This window comes from Streptomyces racemochromogenes, from assembly GCF_044129415.1.
Taxonomy (GTDB): domain Bacteria; phylum Actinomycetota; class Actinomycetes; order Streptomycetales; family Streptomycetaceae; genus Streptomyces; species Streptomyces racemochromogenes_A.
This window is the reverse complement of sequence record NZ_JBBDHD010000005.1, coordinates 16,486-30,863: the sequence shown is the minus strand read 5'-3', so window position 1 is coordinate 30,863 and position 14,378 is coordinate 16,486. Positions and strand designations below refer to the sequence as shown.

Below are 14,378 nucleotides of genomic sequence, written 5' to 3'. Positions count from 1 at the left end.
AAGAAGGCCGTGCACTGCGGCGCCGCCGGCGCCGGTCAGGCCGCGAAGATCTGCAACAACATGATCCTCGCCGTCTCCATGATCGGTGTCAGTGAGGCCTTCGTCCTCGCCGAAAGCCTCGGCCTGGACCACCAGGCCCTCTACGACGTCGCCTCCACCGCCTCCGGCCAGTGCTGGGCGCTCACCACCAACTGCCCGGTCCCCGGCCCGGTCCCGACGAGCCCGGCCAACCGCGCCTACCGGCCCGGCTTCGCCGCTCCCCTCATGGCCAAGGACCTCGGCCTCGCCGCCAACGCCCTGTGCGCCGGCGGCGTCGACGCCCCGCTCGGCCTCAAGGCCGCGGAACTGTACGCCGCGTTCGCCGAGGGTGAGGGCGCCGCACTCGACTTCTCGGCCATCGTCCGCGCCCTCCGACCGCAGAACGGAACCACCGCATGACCGCCTACGAGTCCATCCTCCTCGAACGCGAGGGCCGCGTCGCCGTCGTCACCCTCAACCGCCCCGAGGCGCTCAACGCCCTCAACCTCCAGGTCATGACGGAGGTGGTGGCGGCCGCGGAGGCGCTGGACCGCGACCCGGAGGTCGGCTGCATCGTCCTCACCGGCTCCGCGAAGGCCTTCGCCGCCGGGGCCGACATCAAGGAAATGCGCCTCCAGTCGTACATGGACATGTACCTCACCGACTGGTTCACCGCCTGGGACCGACTGGGCCGGATCCGCACCCCGACCCTCGCCGCGGTCTCCGGCTACGCGCTCGGCGGGGGCTGCGAACTGGCCATGCTCTGCGACATCCTCCTGGCGGCCGACACCGCGAAGTTCGGGCAGCCCGAGATCAAGCTGGGCGTCATCCCCGGCATCGGCGGCTCCCAGCGCCTCACCCGCGCCGTCGGCAAGGCCAAGGCGATGGAGCTGTGCCTGACCGGGCGCACCATGGACGCCGCCGAGGCCGAACGCGCCGGTCTGGTCTCGCGCATCGTCCCCGCCGCCGATCTGCTCGCCGAGGCCCTCGCGGTGGCGACGACCGTCGCCGAGATGTCCAAGCCGGTCGCGATGATGGCCAAGGAGGCCGTCAACCGCGCCTTCGAGACCAGCCTCGCAGAAGGCGTCCGCTTCGAACGCCGGCTCTTCCACGCGGTGTTCGCCACCGCCGACCAGAAGGAGGGGATGTCCGCCTTCGTGGACAAGCGGCCGCCGCACTTCACCCACGGCTGAGCACGCCAGGTGGCCCCGGAAGCGGCACGCCGGCCGCCGCCATCGCCTCGGTCCGGGGCCCTACGGGCTCCGGGACGTCGTCCCGCCGGTCCCACAGCTGCGTGCGGTGACGCAGCCCCCGCCGCTCGACGGGTTCCTGATCCAGGTGTTCTGGGCGGCGGACGCGGTCGCCGCGGACAGCCCGAGCAGGACGGCAGAGCCGGCGAGCGTCACCGGGGCGGTCCGCAGTGAAGGTGCCGGTGAGCCGGTTGACCTCGTCGGGCCGGTCCGGCGGGGGCGAGCGGGGCCCCCGGTCGCAGGCCACCACCGCGGCGGGCAGCACGGCGGCCGCCCATGCGCCCCGCCGTGCAGCCCCGCGTCGAGCACACCCTGGCGGAGCCGAGCCGCGCCCCGCGCGCGACGGTCGACGGCATGTGCGACCGGACCCACCGGTACCTCGCCGACATCCAAGCCGACCGGGCCTCGCCACCGGGCCGTCGCCCCCGTGCGCGGGCCTCCCGGTCCTGAACGATCACTCTCCGGGCGGGGCACCCAGGGCAGCATCCAGCAGCGTCCGGGGCGGCGGCTCCGGCTTCCGGCTCGGCGGGGTCGAAGATCGCCGTCAGCCGCAGGGCCGGGGACAGGTCCTGAGCCGGGGCGGACCGGGTCGCCGCCGTGGGCGCCTGGTGCCAGGAGCGGCCGGGCGGCCGGGCGCGGACAGGTGCCTGCCGTCGCGCACCGCCACGGACGGCGGTCCCCGGAGCGCCGCGTCCTCACCTTGCCGAGGGGGGTGGAAGGCTGGTGGCATGGCCCTTCCAGCGTGGTTGGACGTCCGGCGCCTCTGGCAGCCGGCGCATGCGCCCGCGCTGCCGGTGATCCCGGTCGCGCTGATCGTCACCGTCTGCGTCGTGGACGTACTGGCTCCGTCCCACATCCATCTCGGTCCGCTGCTGGTGGCAGCGCCGGCCATCACGGTGGCGTTCGCCGGTGCCCGCACGACGGCGGCCATGGGGGCTCTGGCGGTGGCGGCCCAGGTGCTGATCGGCGTGCTCAGGGGAGTCTTCGGCACCGCCAACATCCAGGCCCAGATCGCTGCCCTCGTCGTCGTGTCGGCCGTCTGCGTCACCGTCTGCGTGGTGCGGGACCGGCGCGAGCGGCAGCTGCACCAGGTGCGGTCGGTGGCCGAGGCGGCCCAGAGAGTGCTGCTTCAGCCGCTGCCCCCACGTGCCGGCCCGCTGCGGATCGCCGGCCTGTACATCCCCGCCGAGGCGGAGGCCGAGCTGGGCGGAGACCTGTACGCGGCCGCGCGCACCGCCCACGGCAGCACCCGGCTCCTCGTCGGCGACGTCCGCGGCAGCGGTCTGGGCGCCATCAGCAAGACCGCCCTGCTCCTCGGCGCCTTCCGGGCGGCCGCCCACCGGCAGGCCACCCTTCCCCGTCTCGCCGTCCACCTGGACGCCGCGTTCCGCTGGGACGCCGGCCAATGGGGGTCACAGGCGGAACAGGACACCGCCGAAGACTTCGCCACCGCCCTGCTGATCGACATCCCCGACCACGCCCCGGTCGTCCACCTGATCAGCTGCGGCCATCCGCCACCGCTCGTCCTCCGCGGAAACCGGCTCATCCCGCTCGTGCCGGAGGCCAGCCACCTCCCGATCGGATTCGGAGGGGCTTTCGGCATCGTCGACTACGTCGTCCAGACGTTCCCGTTCGAAGCCGGAGACCTGCTGCTGCTCTACACCGACGGCGTCATCGAGGCACGCGGCACCGACGGACGCTTCTACCCGTTCGCCGAGCGTGCGCTCCAGTGGGCCGCGGACGACCCCGACGATTTCCTGCGCCACCTCCAAGCCGACCTGCTGACCCACGTCGACGCACACCTCGACGACGACGCGGCCGTCGTCGCGATCCGCCGCACGGCGTCCGCCCCTCCCCCAACCGACCCGGCCCCGTGAACGAGGCCGGCTCGAAAGACGGCGCCGTCCGGCGGTCAGGCGCGGGCCTGTGTCCCGCGCCGGTTGAGCGGCAGTCGCCCGAGGAGCAGGCCGAGCAGCACGACCCGGCCTACCAGGCGATACCCAACGCCGACCTGGTGGTGAAGAACCAGCGGCTGCCGGAGCGGGCCCTTCCCGACGTCGACGTGAAGTGGGTGAAGTTCGACTCCGGTGGCGACGTCAGGACGGCCGTCATCGCCGGGTCGGTCGACCTGGGACCGGCCGGTGCGAGCCCCGTCACCAAGGGGCTCTCCGCGCCGCTGAACATCCCGTACAAGGTGGTGTGGATCCACGACCTGATCGGCGACAACGAGGCGCTCGTCGCCAAGCCCGGGATCGGTTCGGGTTCCCGACTGGTGACGAGCACCTTGCCGTCCTTGGTCAGTTCGCTCAGCGTCGGCGTCCACACATAGGCGGCGACGACGTCCCCGCGCTTCCACGCGGCGAGCGCGTCCTGCGGCTGCAGGTCGTCGGTCTGCACGGACGACGGCTCGACACCCGCCGCCGTCAGCGCGGCGAGCAGCGAATAGTGGGCCGTAGACCCGTGCCGGACGAGGCGGTCTTCGGGCGGGCGCTCGCGGTGGAGGAGCTCGGCCGTGCCGCGAACTGACGAGCCCGACACGCGGACCACGGTCGTCGAACTGGCGGACGTGCCGGTCCGGTACGGGTCGGCGAAGGCGCCGGTGACGGCGCTCGACGGGGTGGACGTACGGGTCCGGGCCGGCGAGTTCGTCGTCCTGGTCGGGCCGTCCGGCTGCGGCAAGACGAGCCTGCTGCGCGTGGTGACGGGCTTCGAGCGGCCCGCCACGGGCCGTGCCCGGGTCCGGGGTCCGCTCCCCCGGCCGGGCGCGGGGGCGGGGGTGGTGTTCCAGCAGCCCCGCCTGTTCCCTTGGCGCACGGTGGGCGGCAACCTCGCCTTCGCGCTGGCCCGGCTGGGCGTGCCGCGATCCGAGCGGGCCGGCCGGGTCGGCGAGCTTCTGGAACGGGTGGGACTGCCCGGCATGGCGGGCCGGCGGACGTGGGAGCTGTCGGGCGGGCAGCAACAGCGGGTGGCGCCGGCCAGGGCACGGGCCGCGAAGCCCGGACTCCTCCTCATGGACGAGCCGTTCGCCGCGCTCGACGCCCTGACCCGGGAGCGGCTCCAGGAGGAGGTGCGGGACTTGGCCGGGCGGTTCGGCACGACGGTGCTGTTCGTGACGCACTCGGCGGAGGAGGCGGTGCTGCTGGGCTCCCGGGTCCTGGTCATGGCCGCGGGGCCCGGCCGGGTGGTGGCGGAGCTGCCGGTGGACCTGCCCAGGGGGCCCGGCACGGACGTGTCGGCGCTGCGGGCCTCGCCCGAGTTCGCCCGGCTGCGCGGCCGTCCCGCCGAGATCATGCGCGGCGGAGCCGTTCCCGGCCCGTGACGGCCGGCCGCGACACCGGCGGAGGTCCGTACGCTCCTCAGGCGCACGGCGGTGCGCAGCTGCTCGGCAACCGGCTCAGGCGCCTCGTCGACCGCCACGAGCACGGGAATCGGCTACGGCGTTGCGCGGAGTGAACCGGCGGGAGCAGGTCGTACGGCTGCTACCGCTGCTGCGGGCGGACTGTCGTACAAACATGCGGGGTGAGGCGTCTGCTTGCCATACCGGTGCAGTAGACGCTGCCACGGCGCATGGGGCAGGAGGAGACACCGCGACGGACAAGGCCTCATGTGGTGTTCCCGGTCGCCGCCCGTCGTCATCGGCGGACGCACGGCCGCGCCGGTGGTGGGCGCCGGCGGCGGCCGTGAGGGCTGGATGGGGTGGGCCTGCGCTGGTTACATGACCTCCCGGGCCGCCTGCGGCCCGTGTCCCCCACCCTGTTGCCCACCCGGACGGGGCCTCATGACCCACGAGCGCGGCGTCCCGCCGGCCCCGGGCCGGCTGCCGGTCCTCGGACACCTGATCCCGATGGTCCGCGACCCGCTGGCGTTCCTGTCGTCCCTGCCGGCTGCCGGCGATGTCGTCGAGATCCGGCTGGGCCCGGTCCGGGCGGTCGTGGTGTGCGATCCGGGCCTGACGCACCAGGTCCTCACCGATGACCGGACCTTCGACAAGGGCGGGGAGTTCATCGAGCGGCTGAAGGAAGTGATCGGCGACGGTGTGGGCCTGTGCCCCCACCGGCTGCACCGGCGTCAACGGCGCCTGATGCAGCCTGCGTTCCACCCGGACCGGATGGCCCGCTACGCCGACGTCATGAACGAGCAGATCACCGGCCTCGTCCGGACCTGGCGGCCGGGACAGGTACTCGACGTCTACGCCGAGATGACGGACCTCACCGCCAACGTCCTCGTGGCCACGATGTTCTCCAGCCCCCGGCCGGGCCGGGACGGAACCGACGGGCTGCGCCGCGACACCACGGTCATCGTGGACAGCGTGTACCGGCGCATGCTGACCCCGCAGCCCCTGCTCCGGCTGCCCACCCGCGCCAACCGCCGCTACCGGCGGGCCGACGCACGGCTGCACAGGACCGTCCACGCCCTGCTCGCCGAACGCCGGGCCTCCGGCGTCGAGCACGGCGATCTCCTGTCCGCCCTCCTCCACGCCCAGGACGAGGGTCCCGGGGCGTCGGCGGCCCGGAGCCTGTCCGATCCCGAGATCATCGCCAATGTGCTCATGTTCCTGCTCGCCGGGACCGAGACCACCGCCTCCGCCCTGGCCTGGGCACTGCACCTGGTCGCCGCGCATCCGCGGATCGAGCACGACCTGCACGCCGAGGTCGACTCCGTCCTCGACGGCCGTTGCGCCCGGCACACCGACCTGCCCCGCCTCGATCTCGCCGGCCGGATCGTCACCGAGAGCCTCAGGCTCTACCCGCCCGGCTGGTTCTTGACACGAACCGCTGCCACGGCCACCCGGCTGGGAGGCCACCGCATCCCCCGGGGTACGACCGTCGTCTACAGCCCCTACCTGCTCCACCGGCGCCCCGACCTCTTCGAGGAGCCGAACCGGTTCGACCCCGACCGCTGGCTGCCCGACCGCCCACCGCCGGACCGCCACTCCCTGATTCCGTTCGGCAACGGGAGCCGCAAGTGCATCGGCGACACGTTCGCGACCACCGAAGCGACGCTGGCCCTGGCCGGCATCGCCTCCCGGTGGACGCTGCGGCACCTCCCGGGTCCGCCGGTGGCTCCGGCCAGGAGCGCCAGCCTGTACCCCGGCCGTCTGCGCATGCGCGCCGAGGCGCGGAAGCCCGTTTGATCCGGACCATGGAACGGAGGCAGGCATGAGATCGATGCTGGACGGCAGGACCGCCGTCATCACCGGTGCGGCCGGCGGGATCGGCGCGGCCGCGGCCCGTGTGTTCAGCGCGCACGGGGCCCGTCTGGTACTGGCCGACGTGGACGTCGAGGGCGGGCGGCAGGCAGCCGACGCGGTCGTCAAGAGCGGCGGAGAGGCCGTGTTCGTCCGGGCCGACGTCACCTCGGAGAACGATGTCGCAGCGTTGGTCCGAGAAGCGGTGAGCCACTACGGCCGGCTCGACTGCGCCTTCAACAACGCGAGCGTCGACGGGGAGACCGCCCCGCTGCACGAGTCGACCCGGGAGAACTGGGAGCGGGTGCTGCGGGTCAACCTCACCGGTGCGTGGCTGTGCATGAAGCACGAGATCGCCCAGATGCTCCGGCAGGGCGGCGGGGCGATCGTCAACACGTCCTCGGTCGCCGGCCTGGTCGGGCTCGGCGCCACGCCCCAGTCCGCCTACTTCGCCGCCAAACACGGTCTGGTGGGCCTGACCAGGCAGGCCGCCCTCGAATACGCCGGGCAGCACGTCCGCGTCAACGCCGTCTGCCCCGGGGCGGTCCGTACACCGCTGCTCGAATCCGCGATCCGGGCGGAGGTCATCACGGAGCGGGACGCCGTCTCGTACACCCCCGTCCAACGGCTGGCCTCACCCGAGGAGATCGCCGAAGCGGCCGCCTGGCTGTGCAGTGACCTTTCCTCCTTCGTGACCGGCCAGGCCGTACCGGTGGACGGCGGCTGGACGGCGCAATGAGCCCGGACGAACGAACCCACCGAAGGGAGAAGGCATGCGGCAGAAGCCGCCGATGGACGTGATGGGCGAGTTCCTCACGGCCCTCACCACGGGCGCCCTCGCAGAGGCCCTCGGCCTGGTCCACCCCGAGGCCACGTTCCGCATCGCGCCCGGGCTCCCCTACGCGGCGGACTACCGCGGCCCCGAGGGCCTCGCCGCCATGTACGGGGCCATCTTCGAGTACTACGACGTGCAGATCCGGGACACCGACATGTGGCCCCTGGACTCGGAGCGGGTCCTCCTCCACGCGCGGGTCGTCTTCACCTCCAGGTCCTCGGGCAAGGCCCTGCTCACCACCACGGTGGAGATCTACACCGTCCGGGACGGCCTGGTCCGCGATCTCGACGCCTATCACAAGGACCCGGCCGCGGTGGCGGGGCTGTGACGGCCCCCCTCAGCCGGAACGGGCGCGGAAGGGACGCGGAACGATGACCGGCGAGAGCCGTCCGCCCTGGGCCGGGCCGGCGGCGCGCGCCGTGCGATCGGCTCTGCAGAGGGCGGCGGCCGCGCCCGCGCTGGCCGGTCTTCGCCCACACGTCTACGAGTTGGGCAGCGAGGGCCGGGGCCACCACGTCCTCGGACTCGGGGTCCGCCTGGGATCCGCACACCGCAGACCCGGGTGGTCGACGCACGCGTTCCTGGAACTCACGGACCCCGACCACCCCAACCTCGGTCTGATCACCGTCTGCGACCGCAGCGACGTCGACGGCCGCCCGGTGGCCGACCGCCGGTACCCCCTGCTGAACACACGGCTGGACGAGCGCTTCGTCCGGCGGTTCATCACGACCGCCCGGCTCGCCCTGGCCGAGCTCGATCCGACGGGCCGGTCCCGCAGTGTCGCGGTGATCCGCAACCCGGGCCGGACGACGTTCGGCGACGCGCTCGCCGTTCCCCTGTGGGTGGCCCTGCTGCTGCGCCACTGCGCCTGGCGGACCCAGCTCGCTCTCGTCATCGTCGACTTCGGCGGATTCGAACGGACCGCGCGGACGGCAGTACGGCTCCTGGGCCGCCACCCCCTCCACCTGTTCCCCGCAACGAGCACCCCCGCCACGACACCGATGAGGCTCCCCGCCACCTTTCCCGGCCGGCCGCCGGACGGCCTGCTGTTCTCCACGGCCACGGCCGCGGGCCTCGCCGCCGCCCGCCGCCACCTCGACCGGCACCGACGCGCCGTGGAGGAACCCCATGCCGGCAGATGAGATCACCCACTTGCTGGACCTGCCCGAGCTGCGGCTCGTCCCCGGCGAGCGCGAAGCCCCCTGGGGGCCCGAACTCGACCGGCACGTGATCGAGTTCGCCCGGACGACGGGTCTGCTGACGACCGGGGCGGCTCTCCACCACTACGGGACCCAGCGGATCGGGACCATGTGCGCCCATGTCGTCCCGGGCGCCGTCTCGCGGACGCGATGGCGCACCTACGGCGAGCTCATGATGTGGTTCTTCATCTACGACGACTGGGCGGAGCAGCTCGGTCACCACCTCTCGCCGAACGAGGTCGCGGCGGTCACGGACACCGTGCACACCTGGTTCGCCGAAGAGGAGCGGGACGTCCGCGTGCCGGACCTGCCCGCCGCGCGGAGCATGCGGGGAATCTGGCACCGGCTTCAGCAGGAGACCTCGCCCGCGTGGCGCGGACGGCTGCGCACCGAGCTGAAGTCCTATCTCGACACCGCCTCCCACGAGGCCGCCCTCGTACGGAGCGGCGCCGTCAGCCCCTTCGGAGAAGCGAAGGAGGCGCGGCCGCTCGCCACCGCCGCACGGCCTGTGTTCACCATGGCGGAACACTCCTACGGCATCGACATTCCGCGGGACATCGTGCGGCATCCGATCCTCGTACGCGCCGGGAACGCGGCCACCATCGGAATCGCCCTCGCCAACGACATCATCGGCCTCAAGGCCGACCTCCTGCGCGGCATACGGGACAACCTCGTCCTGTCCCTCCAGGAGGAGTACGGCGGCGACCTGCAGCTCAACGTCGACCGCGCGGCCGCCCGCTACCACCGCGCGGCCGCGGAACTCAGCGCCCTGCGGGCCCGGTTCCACTCGCCCGCCGGACTGCCCGAGCCCGCTCTCGACGGAAGGAAGGACGTCGCCGTCCACCTCCAGATCCTGGAGGACTGGCTGTACGAGGGCATCAAGTGGCAACTGGACAAGACCGACCGCTACAGCACGACCGTCCGCCTCACCGCGCGCGAGCACCCCAACCAGCTGCTGACCCTGGCCGGTGCGACGGGGACCGCCCCCCGCCGGTGAGGGGACGGCCGGTCGCGCGGACCGCCTGGTGGGTGCGGCGCACGGCCAACGGCAGGACCGGTGCGGGAAGCGGGTCTACCAGGCGAGCGGCTTCCCGTCCCGGAAGAAGCCGCCGGTGGGTCCCGAGTCGGGAAGGGTGGCGGCCCAGACGATGCCGGCGGCGCCTTCCTCGACGGGCCCGCCGCCCGGACCGCCCATGTCGGTCGCGATCCAGCCCGGGCAGACGGCGTTGACGAGGATCCCCTCGGGGCGCAACTCGGCGGCGAGCTTGCGCGTCAGGGCGTTGAGGGCGGCCTTCGAGACCCCGTAGGCGGGGGTACCGCCCGACATGAGCTCCAGGGACCCGGACTCGCTGGAGACGTTCACCATCCGGGGACGGGCCGAGCGGCGCAGCAGTGGCAGGAACGCCTGGGCGGTCCGCCAGGCGCCGAAGAGGTTGGTCTCCAGCGTGCGCTCGACCTCGTCGAGGCCGACGGAGACGGCGCGCCGGGAGGTGTCGTAGTTGATGACGGCGTTGTTGACGAGCACGTCGAGGCGTCCGAACTCCTCCTCGACACCGCGGGCGAGGGCGCGGGCGCCCCCTTCCTCGGTCACGTCCAGCCGGCGCGGCAGGAGCGCGCCGGGTACGCCGGGCCCCAGTCGTGAGGCGGCCTGCTCGGCATCCTCCAGGCGGCGGCCGCAGAGCAGCACGGTGTGGCCGAGGGCGGCGAGTTGGCGCGCGGTCTCCAGACCGATGCCGCGGGTGGCTCCGGTGACCAGTGATACCGGGCTGATCGTGCTCATGACTCTCCTCGGCGCGGACGAACGTGACCTGTTCAGCAGGCACGCCAGGCCGTGACCCCGTTCGCGCGCATCGGCCCTGGGTCCCCACCGGACTGCGCCCCCGGACGTAGTCCTCCCAGCCCCTCCCCGTCCCGGTGCGGGTCTGCGACGGGCGGGGAGTCACTGCCCGCCGACCGTCAGTTCGGAGACCAGCAGGGTGGTGCCCTTCGCGTTGCCGGGCAGCGGGATGCTGTCGGTGCCCACTCCCCGCACCCCCAGGAGCATTTCGGAGAGGGTCGCGGCCAGGGTGGTGTGCGGTACGTACTCCGCCAGTTCACCGCCCCGCACCACCCGCCCGCTGACCGCGGCGGAGAACGCGCCGCCCGGCCCGCCTCCGGCCTGGAGCCCGCCGACGCCCTGGACCAGGAAGCCGTGGTCCAGGCCCGCGACCGCCGCCGCGGGGTCGAGGTCTCCGGGGACGAGGGCGAGGGCGCGGGCCCCGGCCCTCGGCAGGCTCTTGTAACCCGCCCTCACCGCCGCCCCGTTCGAGGCCGCGCCCGCGCGGTGTCCGCCGGCCGCGTCGTACAGGCGGCCGACGGGGCGGCCCGCGTCGACGAGCAGGTTGCGGCGAGTGGCCAGACCCTCCGCGTCGAAGCGGGCGGCGCCGAAGCCCGTGGGGTCGGTGGGGTCGTCCAGCAGGGTCACGTGCCGTGAGGCCACGAGCCGGTCCTCCGGCGCGGAGCCGCCGGGGCCCGATCGGTCCGCCCGGCCCGACGGACCGCCCAGCGTGTTGCCGATGACGCCGAGGAACGCCGCCGTGGCCGCGGGGCCCAGCACGACGGGCAGGCGCCGAGCGGGGAACGCCGCCCTGTTCGTGGCTGCCAGAGCCTCGACGGCCTCGTCCGCGGCGGCGGCCAGGTCGAGCTCCGATGGGCTCCTCCCCATGCTGTACGCGGTCGAGGTGGCCGTCCGCCCGCCTTCGGGGACGCCGAGGACGTACCCCGAGAGGAAGCACGACGTACGCCGTGAGTAGCTCTCGACGCCGAGGCTGGACACGACCGCCGATTCGGCGGCCGCGTCGCCCCACGCCACGGACTTCACCCCCTGCACTCTCGGCGAGGCCGTGACGAGGCGTTCCAGCGCATGGGCGCGGGCGATCTTTTCCCGTACCGGCAGGCCGGCGCATTCCTCGCGCCAGAGGTCGAAGGCGGCGGGCCGTACACCGTCCGGAGCCGGAAGCACGGCGCTGTCGGACGGCTGCGTGAAGCGCGCGTTGTCCCGGGCGTCCGACAGGACAGCGTCGAGGGAGGCACCGTCGAGCCGGCCGGTGTGCGCGAAGCCGATGCGCCGCCCGCGGCGCACCCGCACTCCGGCGCCACCACTGTCCGCGCTGGTCATCGACTCGACGCTCTGGTCGCGCACGAGGATCTGGGTGTCCGTTCCCCGCGCCACGAAGGCCTCGATCTCCTCGCCGGGTACGGCCCGTGCGGCAAGGGAGCGGGCGATCCGCAGGGCTGTGCCGTCCGCCTGCCACGTCATGCCTTGGTGCCTCCGATCCTGAGACCCGTCCGGACACGGAGGGTGGGCTGGCCGTATCCGACGGGGAGCGTCTGTCCGTCCTTGCCGCAGTTGCCGGGCGGACCCATGGCGAAGTCCGTGCCGATCGCGTCGATTCCGCGCAGGACCTCGGGGCCGTTGCCGATGAGGCTGCAATCGGCCAGCGGCTCGCAGAGCCGGCCCCCGCGGATGGCATAGGCCTCCGTGGCGGCGAAGACGAAGTCCCCGGTGGCCGTGTTGACCCTGCCGCTGCCCAACCGGGCCACGTAGATCCCCTGCGGGGTGTCGGCGACGATGTCACCCGGAGCGACGCTCCCCGGCAGGACCAGCGTGTTGGTCATCCTGGGCAGGGGAGGGCACTGGTAGTTCTGCCGCCGCCCGTTGACCGGTGCGGCGTCGTGCGGGGCGGGCAGGTGGGCGAGGTCCCACATGTAGCCGACCAGGATGCCGCTTTCGACCAGCGGCGTCCTCGCCGTCCGGTGTCCCTCGTCGTCGAACTCGGAGCTCCCCCAGGCTCCGGCCAAGCCCCCGTCGTCGACGACGTGCAGATCGGACGGGCCCACCCGCCGCCCGAGGAGATCCTGGAACGCCGAGCTGCGGCGGGAGAGGTGATCGGCCTCCAGCCCGTGGCCGCAGGCTTCGTGGATGAGGACGGCCCCCGTGCCCGCCGCGAGGACCACGGGCATCTCTCCTGTCGGCGCGGGCGATGCGCCGACGCGCGCGCGGGCCCGCCGGACCGCCTCGTGCACGGCCTCCCGTACCGCGTCCTCGCCGAGCCGGGCTTCGGGGGCGTTCACCGCGATCGATGCCCGGGCGCTCGCCGGCGACGTGCTCGGGCCGAGGGTCACCGTGACCGCCAGGCGCCGGCGGGTGTCGGCCCCCGAGGCACGCGCCCCCAGGGAGTTGGCGATGTCCCGCACCCGGTGCTCGTTGCGGAGCACCGCCGTCACCGAGGTGACGTCCCCGACCTCCGCGACCAGGTCCGGGACGGACAGCAGGAGGGAGGCCTGGTGCGCCCGGTCGCCGAAGCAGGCCGCCGTCCCGTCCCGGGCGGCACCGTCCCCGCCGCCCGGCCCCGTCACCGGGGCGGAGGCCGGGGCGCCCGTCCGCCCCGCGGGTGCGTCGTCGGACGACGGCAGCCCGGCCGCGAGCGAAGCCGCCTTCCGCGCGACGTCGAGCACCGCGGCCGGGGCTATGTCGTTGGCGTGGCTGTAGACGAAGGACCGGCCGCGCCGCATCCGGATCCCCACGCCGAGTTCGCGCCCCGACGTCGCGTCGGCGATGCGGCCGTCCTTGAGCACCATCGCCGACGTCACCGTCTGCTCGGCGAACAGCTCCAACAGGTCGAGCCCCTGCGCGCGGTGTGCGGAGACGACGGAGGCGAGCAGATCGGGGTCGAGCAGCATGACGTCCTTACCGGAGACGGACGGGGCGGGGGAAGGGGCAGCCGGGGAAGGACGGATGGTGCCGGGGAGGGGATCGGCGTACCGGTGGTCCTCAGGTCCGGACGAACAGCACGGCGTCGACGGAGTGCAGCCGCCAGAACCGCGAGTAGTCGCGCCACAGCCACGGCACCTGCCGGTCTTCCCAGGCGACGCGCAGCCCCCGGTCCGCCGCGGCGGACCGAAGCGCGTCGGGCGAGCTCTGGCCGGCCGCGCCGCCCAGCCAGCGGTTGCGGGCCACGTCGGACCAGCCGTAAGGGGAGGTGATCAGCACGTGGCCCCCCTCGTTCGTCTGGGCGACGAGCGTGTCGAGGAGCCGCGCCGGATCCGGCACGAGGTCGATCAGGTTGATGGCACAGGTGAGGTCCACGGGACCGGCCGCCGTCGGGGCCAGGGCGGAGGCGACGACGAAGTCGGCGTACCGCGGCTGCGCCGCGACCGTCAGTCCGTGCTCCTGGTACCGGTCGCCTTCACCGTAGGCCCGGTAGGCGTCCAGGGGCGTCGGGCCGGACAGGACCGCCCGCCGTGCGGCGAGGACGGACAGGAAGGAGGTGTCGAAGCCGATGGTCCGGGCCTGCCGCTGGGAGAGCGTGGCGGACAGCCCGCCCACACTGCATCCGGCGTCCAGCGCGCTCCCCGGCCGGACCTCGTCGACGAGGGTCGAGCACCGGGTCCACACGTCCCGGGCGACCGCGGCCGCCATGAGCTCGGACAACGGGTTCTCGGGGTCCGCCGCCAGACGGTCGCGGTCGTAGTGCGCGCCGAGGAAGGCGTTGACGTAGCGCTCCTCCAGCTTCATGCTGCGGCGCACGTACCGGGCGTCGGTGTCGTCCGGCGCGCGAGAGGTCAGCCACTGCGCCATCGCCTCGCCGGGCGGGAAGTCCGTGAGGTGCAGGATGACGCCGAGGTGGTCCCTGAGGTAGCCGGCCAGGTCCTCGATGAGCAGGAGCACCCCGGCGACGACGGGGTAGCTCCCCCCGCAGTCGGCGCAGGAGACGAGGCCTTCGAGCACGTCGTCCTCGCCGGTGGGCAGCTGGGTCCGGGCCCAGACGTCGGCGGTCAGGGGGGACTGGCCACACCGGCTCGCGGGGCAGCGGAGGAAGGACAGGGAGGTGGCTTTCATGCGCGGG

14 protein-coding genes and 1 pseudogene are annotated in these 14,378 nt (G+C 73.6%); 10 read left to right on the top strand and 5 right to left on the bottom strand.

The genetic code is table 11. The features are described from left to right. Positions 1-78 precede the first annotated feature (78 nt). The 4 genes from WDV06_RS03305 to WDV06_RS03290 all read left to right on the top strand — a co-directional run bounded on the left by WDV06_RS03305 (position 79) and on the right by WDV06_RS03290 (position 3,597). The gene (locus WDV06_RS03305; RefSeq protein ID WP_395508061.1) at positions 79-438 is read left to right on the top strand and encodes an NAD-binding protein; all 360 of its coding nucleotides are present in this window, start codon (positions 79-81) and stop codon (positions 436-438) included. Beyond that, complete coding sequence (locus WDV06_RS03300; protein ID WP_395508060.1) at positions 435-1,211, top strand: enoyl-CoA hydratase; 777 nt, start codon at positions 435-437, stop codon at positions 1,209-1,211. The genes WDV06_RS03305 and WDV06_RS03300 overlap by 4 nt, the downstream gene beginning before the upstream one ends. A 785-nt stretch (positions 1,212-1,996) precedes the next feature. Continuing rightward, positions 1,997-3,145, top strand: a complete 1,149-nt coding sequence (locus WDV06_RS03295; protein ID WP_395508059.1) for a PP2C family protein-serine/threonine phosphatase — start codon at positions 1,997-1,999, stop codon at positions 3,143-3,145. Continuing rightward, complete coding sequence (locus tag WDV06_RS03290) at positions 3,142-3,597, top strand: type 2 periplasmic-binding domain-containing protein (protein WP_395508151.1); 456 nt, start codon at positions 3,142-3,144, stop codon at positions 3,595-3,597. The genes WDV06_RS03295 and WDV06_RS03290 overlap by 4 nt, the downstream gene beginning before the upstream one ends. Here the strand turns inward: WDV06_RS03290 and WDV06_RS03285 are convergent. Beyond that, a pseudogene (locus WDV06_RS03285) lies at positions 3,531-3,725 on the bottom strand (glycine betaine ABC transporter substrate-binding protein); the annotation flags it as partial. The gene WDV06_RS03290 and the pseudogene WDV06_RS03285 sit on opposite strands and share 67 nt — an antisense overlap. A gap of 55 nt (positions 3,726-3,780) precedes the next feature. Between WDV06_RS03285 and WDV06_RS03280 the strand changes: the two are divergent. From WDV06_RS03280 to WDV06_RS03255, 6 genes are all read left to right on the top strand, one after another. Further along, positions 3,781-4,587 carry an ABC transporter ATP-binding protein gene (locus WDV06_RS03280; protein ID WP_395508058.1) on the top strand — a complete coding sequence of 269 codons (807 nt, stop codon included), beginning with the start codon at positions 3,781-3,783 and terminating at the stop codon, positions 4,585-4,587. Between the two features lie 459 nt (positions 4,588-5,046). Further along, on the top strand, positions 5,047-6,402 hold the full coding sequence (locus tag WDV06_RS03275) for a cytochrome P450 (protein ID WP_395508057.1): 1,356 nt from the start codon (positions 5,047-5,049) through the stop codon (positions 6,400-6,402). A 25-nt stretch (positions 6,403-6,427) separates the two neighbouring features. Next, positions 6,428-7,195 (top strand): glucose 1-dehydrogenase, encoded by a 768-nt coding sequence (locus tag WDV06_RS03270; RefSeq protein WP_395508056.1) that lies wholly within the window; start codon positions 6,428-6,430, stop codon positions 7,193-7,195. 34 nt (positions 7,196-7,229) lie between these two features. Next, entirely contained in the window at positions 7,230-7,619 is a 390-nt protein-coding gene (locus tag WDV06_RS03265) for a nuclear transport factor 2 family protein (protein ID WP_395508055.1), read from the top strand. 43 nt (positions 7,620-7,662) lie between these two features. Next, on the top strand, positions 7,663-8,433 hold the full coding sequence (locus tag WDV06_RS03260; RefSeq protein WP_395508054.1) for a hypothetical protein: 771 nt from the start codon (positions 7,663-7,665) through the stop codon (positions 8,431-8,433). Beyond that, positions 8,420-9,487, top strand: a complete 1,068-nt coding sequence (locus WDV06_RS03255) for a terpene synthase family protein (RefSeq protein ID WP_395508053.1) — start codon at positions 8,420-8,422, stop codon at positions 9,485-9,487. Before WDV06_RS03260 ends, WDV06_RS03255 begins: the two co-directional genes overlap by 14 nt. A 75-nt stretch (positions 9,488-9,562) precedes the next feature. Here the strand turns inward: WDV06_RS03255 and WDV06_RS03250 are convergent, their stop codons facing one another. The 4 genes from WDV06_RS03250 to WDV06_RS03235 form a co-directional block, all read right to left on the bottom strand. Then, a complete protein-coding gene (locus tag WDV06_RS03250; protein ID WP_395508052.1) occupies positions 9,563-10,270 on the bottom strand; it encodes an SDR family NAD(P)-dependent oxidoreductase in 708 nt (235 codons plus the stop codon). 159 nt (positions 10,271-10,429) lie between these two features. Beyond that, positions 10,430-11,788 (bottom strand): TldD/PmbA family protein, encoded by a 1,359-nt coding sequence (locus tag WDV06_RS03245; protein ID WP_395508051.1) that lies wholly within the window; start codon positions 11,786-11,788, stop codon positions 10,430-10,432. Continuing rightward, positions 11,785-13,212: a TldD/PmbA family protein gene (locus tag WDV06_RS03240; protein WP_395508050.1), complete on the bottom strand. Its 1,428-nt coding sequence runs from the start codon at positions 13,210-13,212 to the stop codon at positions 11,785-11,787. The genes WDV06_RS03245 and WDV06_RS03240 overlap by 4 nt, the downstream gene beginning before the upstream one ends. A gap of 91 nt (positions 13,213-13,303) precedes the next feature. Next, the gene (locus WDV06_RS03235) at positions 13,304-14,371 is read right to left on the bottom strand and encodes a class I SAM-dependent methyltransferase (protein ID WP_395508049.1); all 1,068 of its coding nucleotides are present in this window, start codon (positions 14,369-14,371) and stop codon (positions 13,304-13,306) included. Positions 14,372-14,378 lie beyond the last annotated feature (7 nt).

Coding starts and splice junctions, on each gene's coding strand:
- WDV06_RS03255 (WP_395508053.1), top strand. CDS start 8,420: ATGCCGGCAGATGAGATCACCCACTTGCTGGACCTGCCCGAGCTGCGG.
- WDV06_RS03305 (WP_395508061.1), top strand. CDS start 79: ATGATCGGTGTCAGTGAGGCCTTCGTCCTCGCCGAAAGCCTCGGCCTG.
- WDV06_RS03260 (WP_395508054.1), top strand. CDS start 7,663: ATGACCGGCGAGAGCCGTCCGCCCTGGGCCGGGCCGGCGGCGCGCGCC.
- WDV06_RS03245 (WP_395508051.1), bottom strand. CDS start 11,788: ATGACGTGGCAGGCGGACGGCACAGCCCTGCGGATCGCCCGCTCCCTT.
- WDV06_RS03250 (WP_395508052.1), bottom strand. CDS start 10,270: ATGAGCACGATCAGCCCGGTATCACTGGTCACCGGAGCCACCCGCGGC.
- WDV06_RS03235 (WP_395508049.1), bottom strand. CDS start 14,371: ATGAAAGCCACCTCCCTGTCCTTCCTCCGCTGCCCCGCGAGCCGGTGT.
- WDV06_RS03270 (WP_395508056.1), top strand. CDS start 6,428: ATGAGATCGATGCTGGACGGCAGGACCGCCGTCATCACCGGTGCGGCC.
- WDV06_RS03300 (WP_395508060.1), top strand. CDS start 435: ATGACCGCCTACGAGTCCATCCTCCTCGAACGCGAGGGCCGCGTCGCC.
- WDV06_RS03240 (WP_395508050.1), bottom strand. CDS start 13,212: ATGCTGCTCGACCCCGATCTGCTCGCCTCCGTCGTCTCCGCACACCGC.
- WDV06_RS03295 (WP_395508059.1), top strand. CDS start 1,997: ATGGCCCTTCCAGCGTGGTTGGACGTCCGGCGCCTCTGGCAGCCGGCG.
- WDV06_RS03275 (WP_395508057.1), top strand. CDS start 5,047: ATGACCCACGAGCGCGGCGTCCCGCCGGCCCCGGGCCGGCTGCCGGTC.
- WDV06_RS03265 (WP_395508055.1), top strand. CDS start 7,230: ATGCGGCAGAAGCCGCCGATGGACGTGATGGGCGAGTTCCTCACGGCC.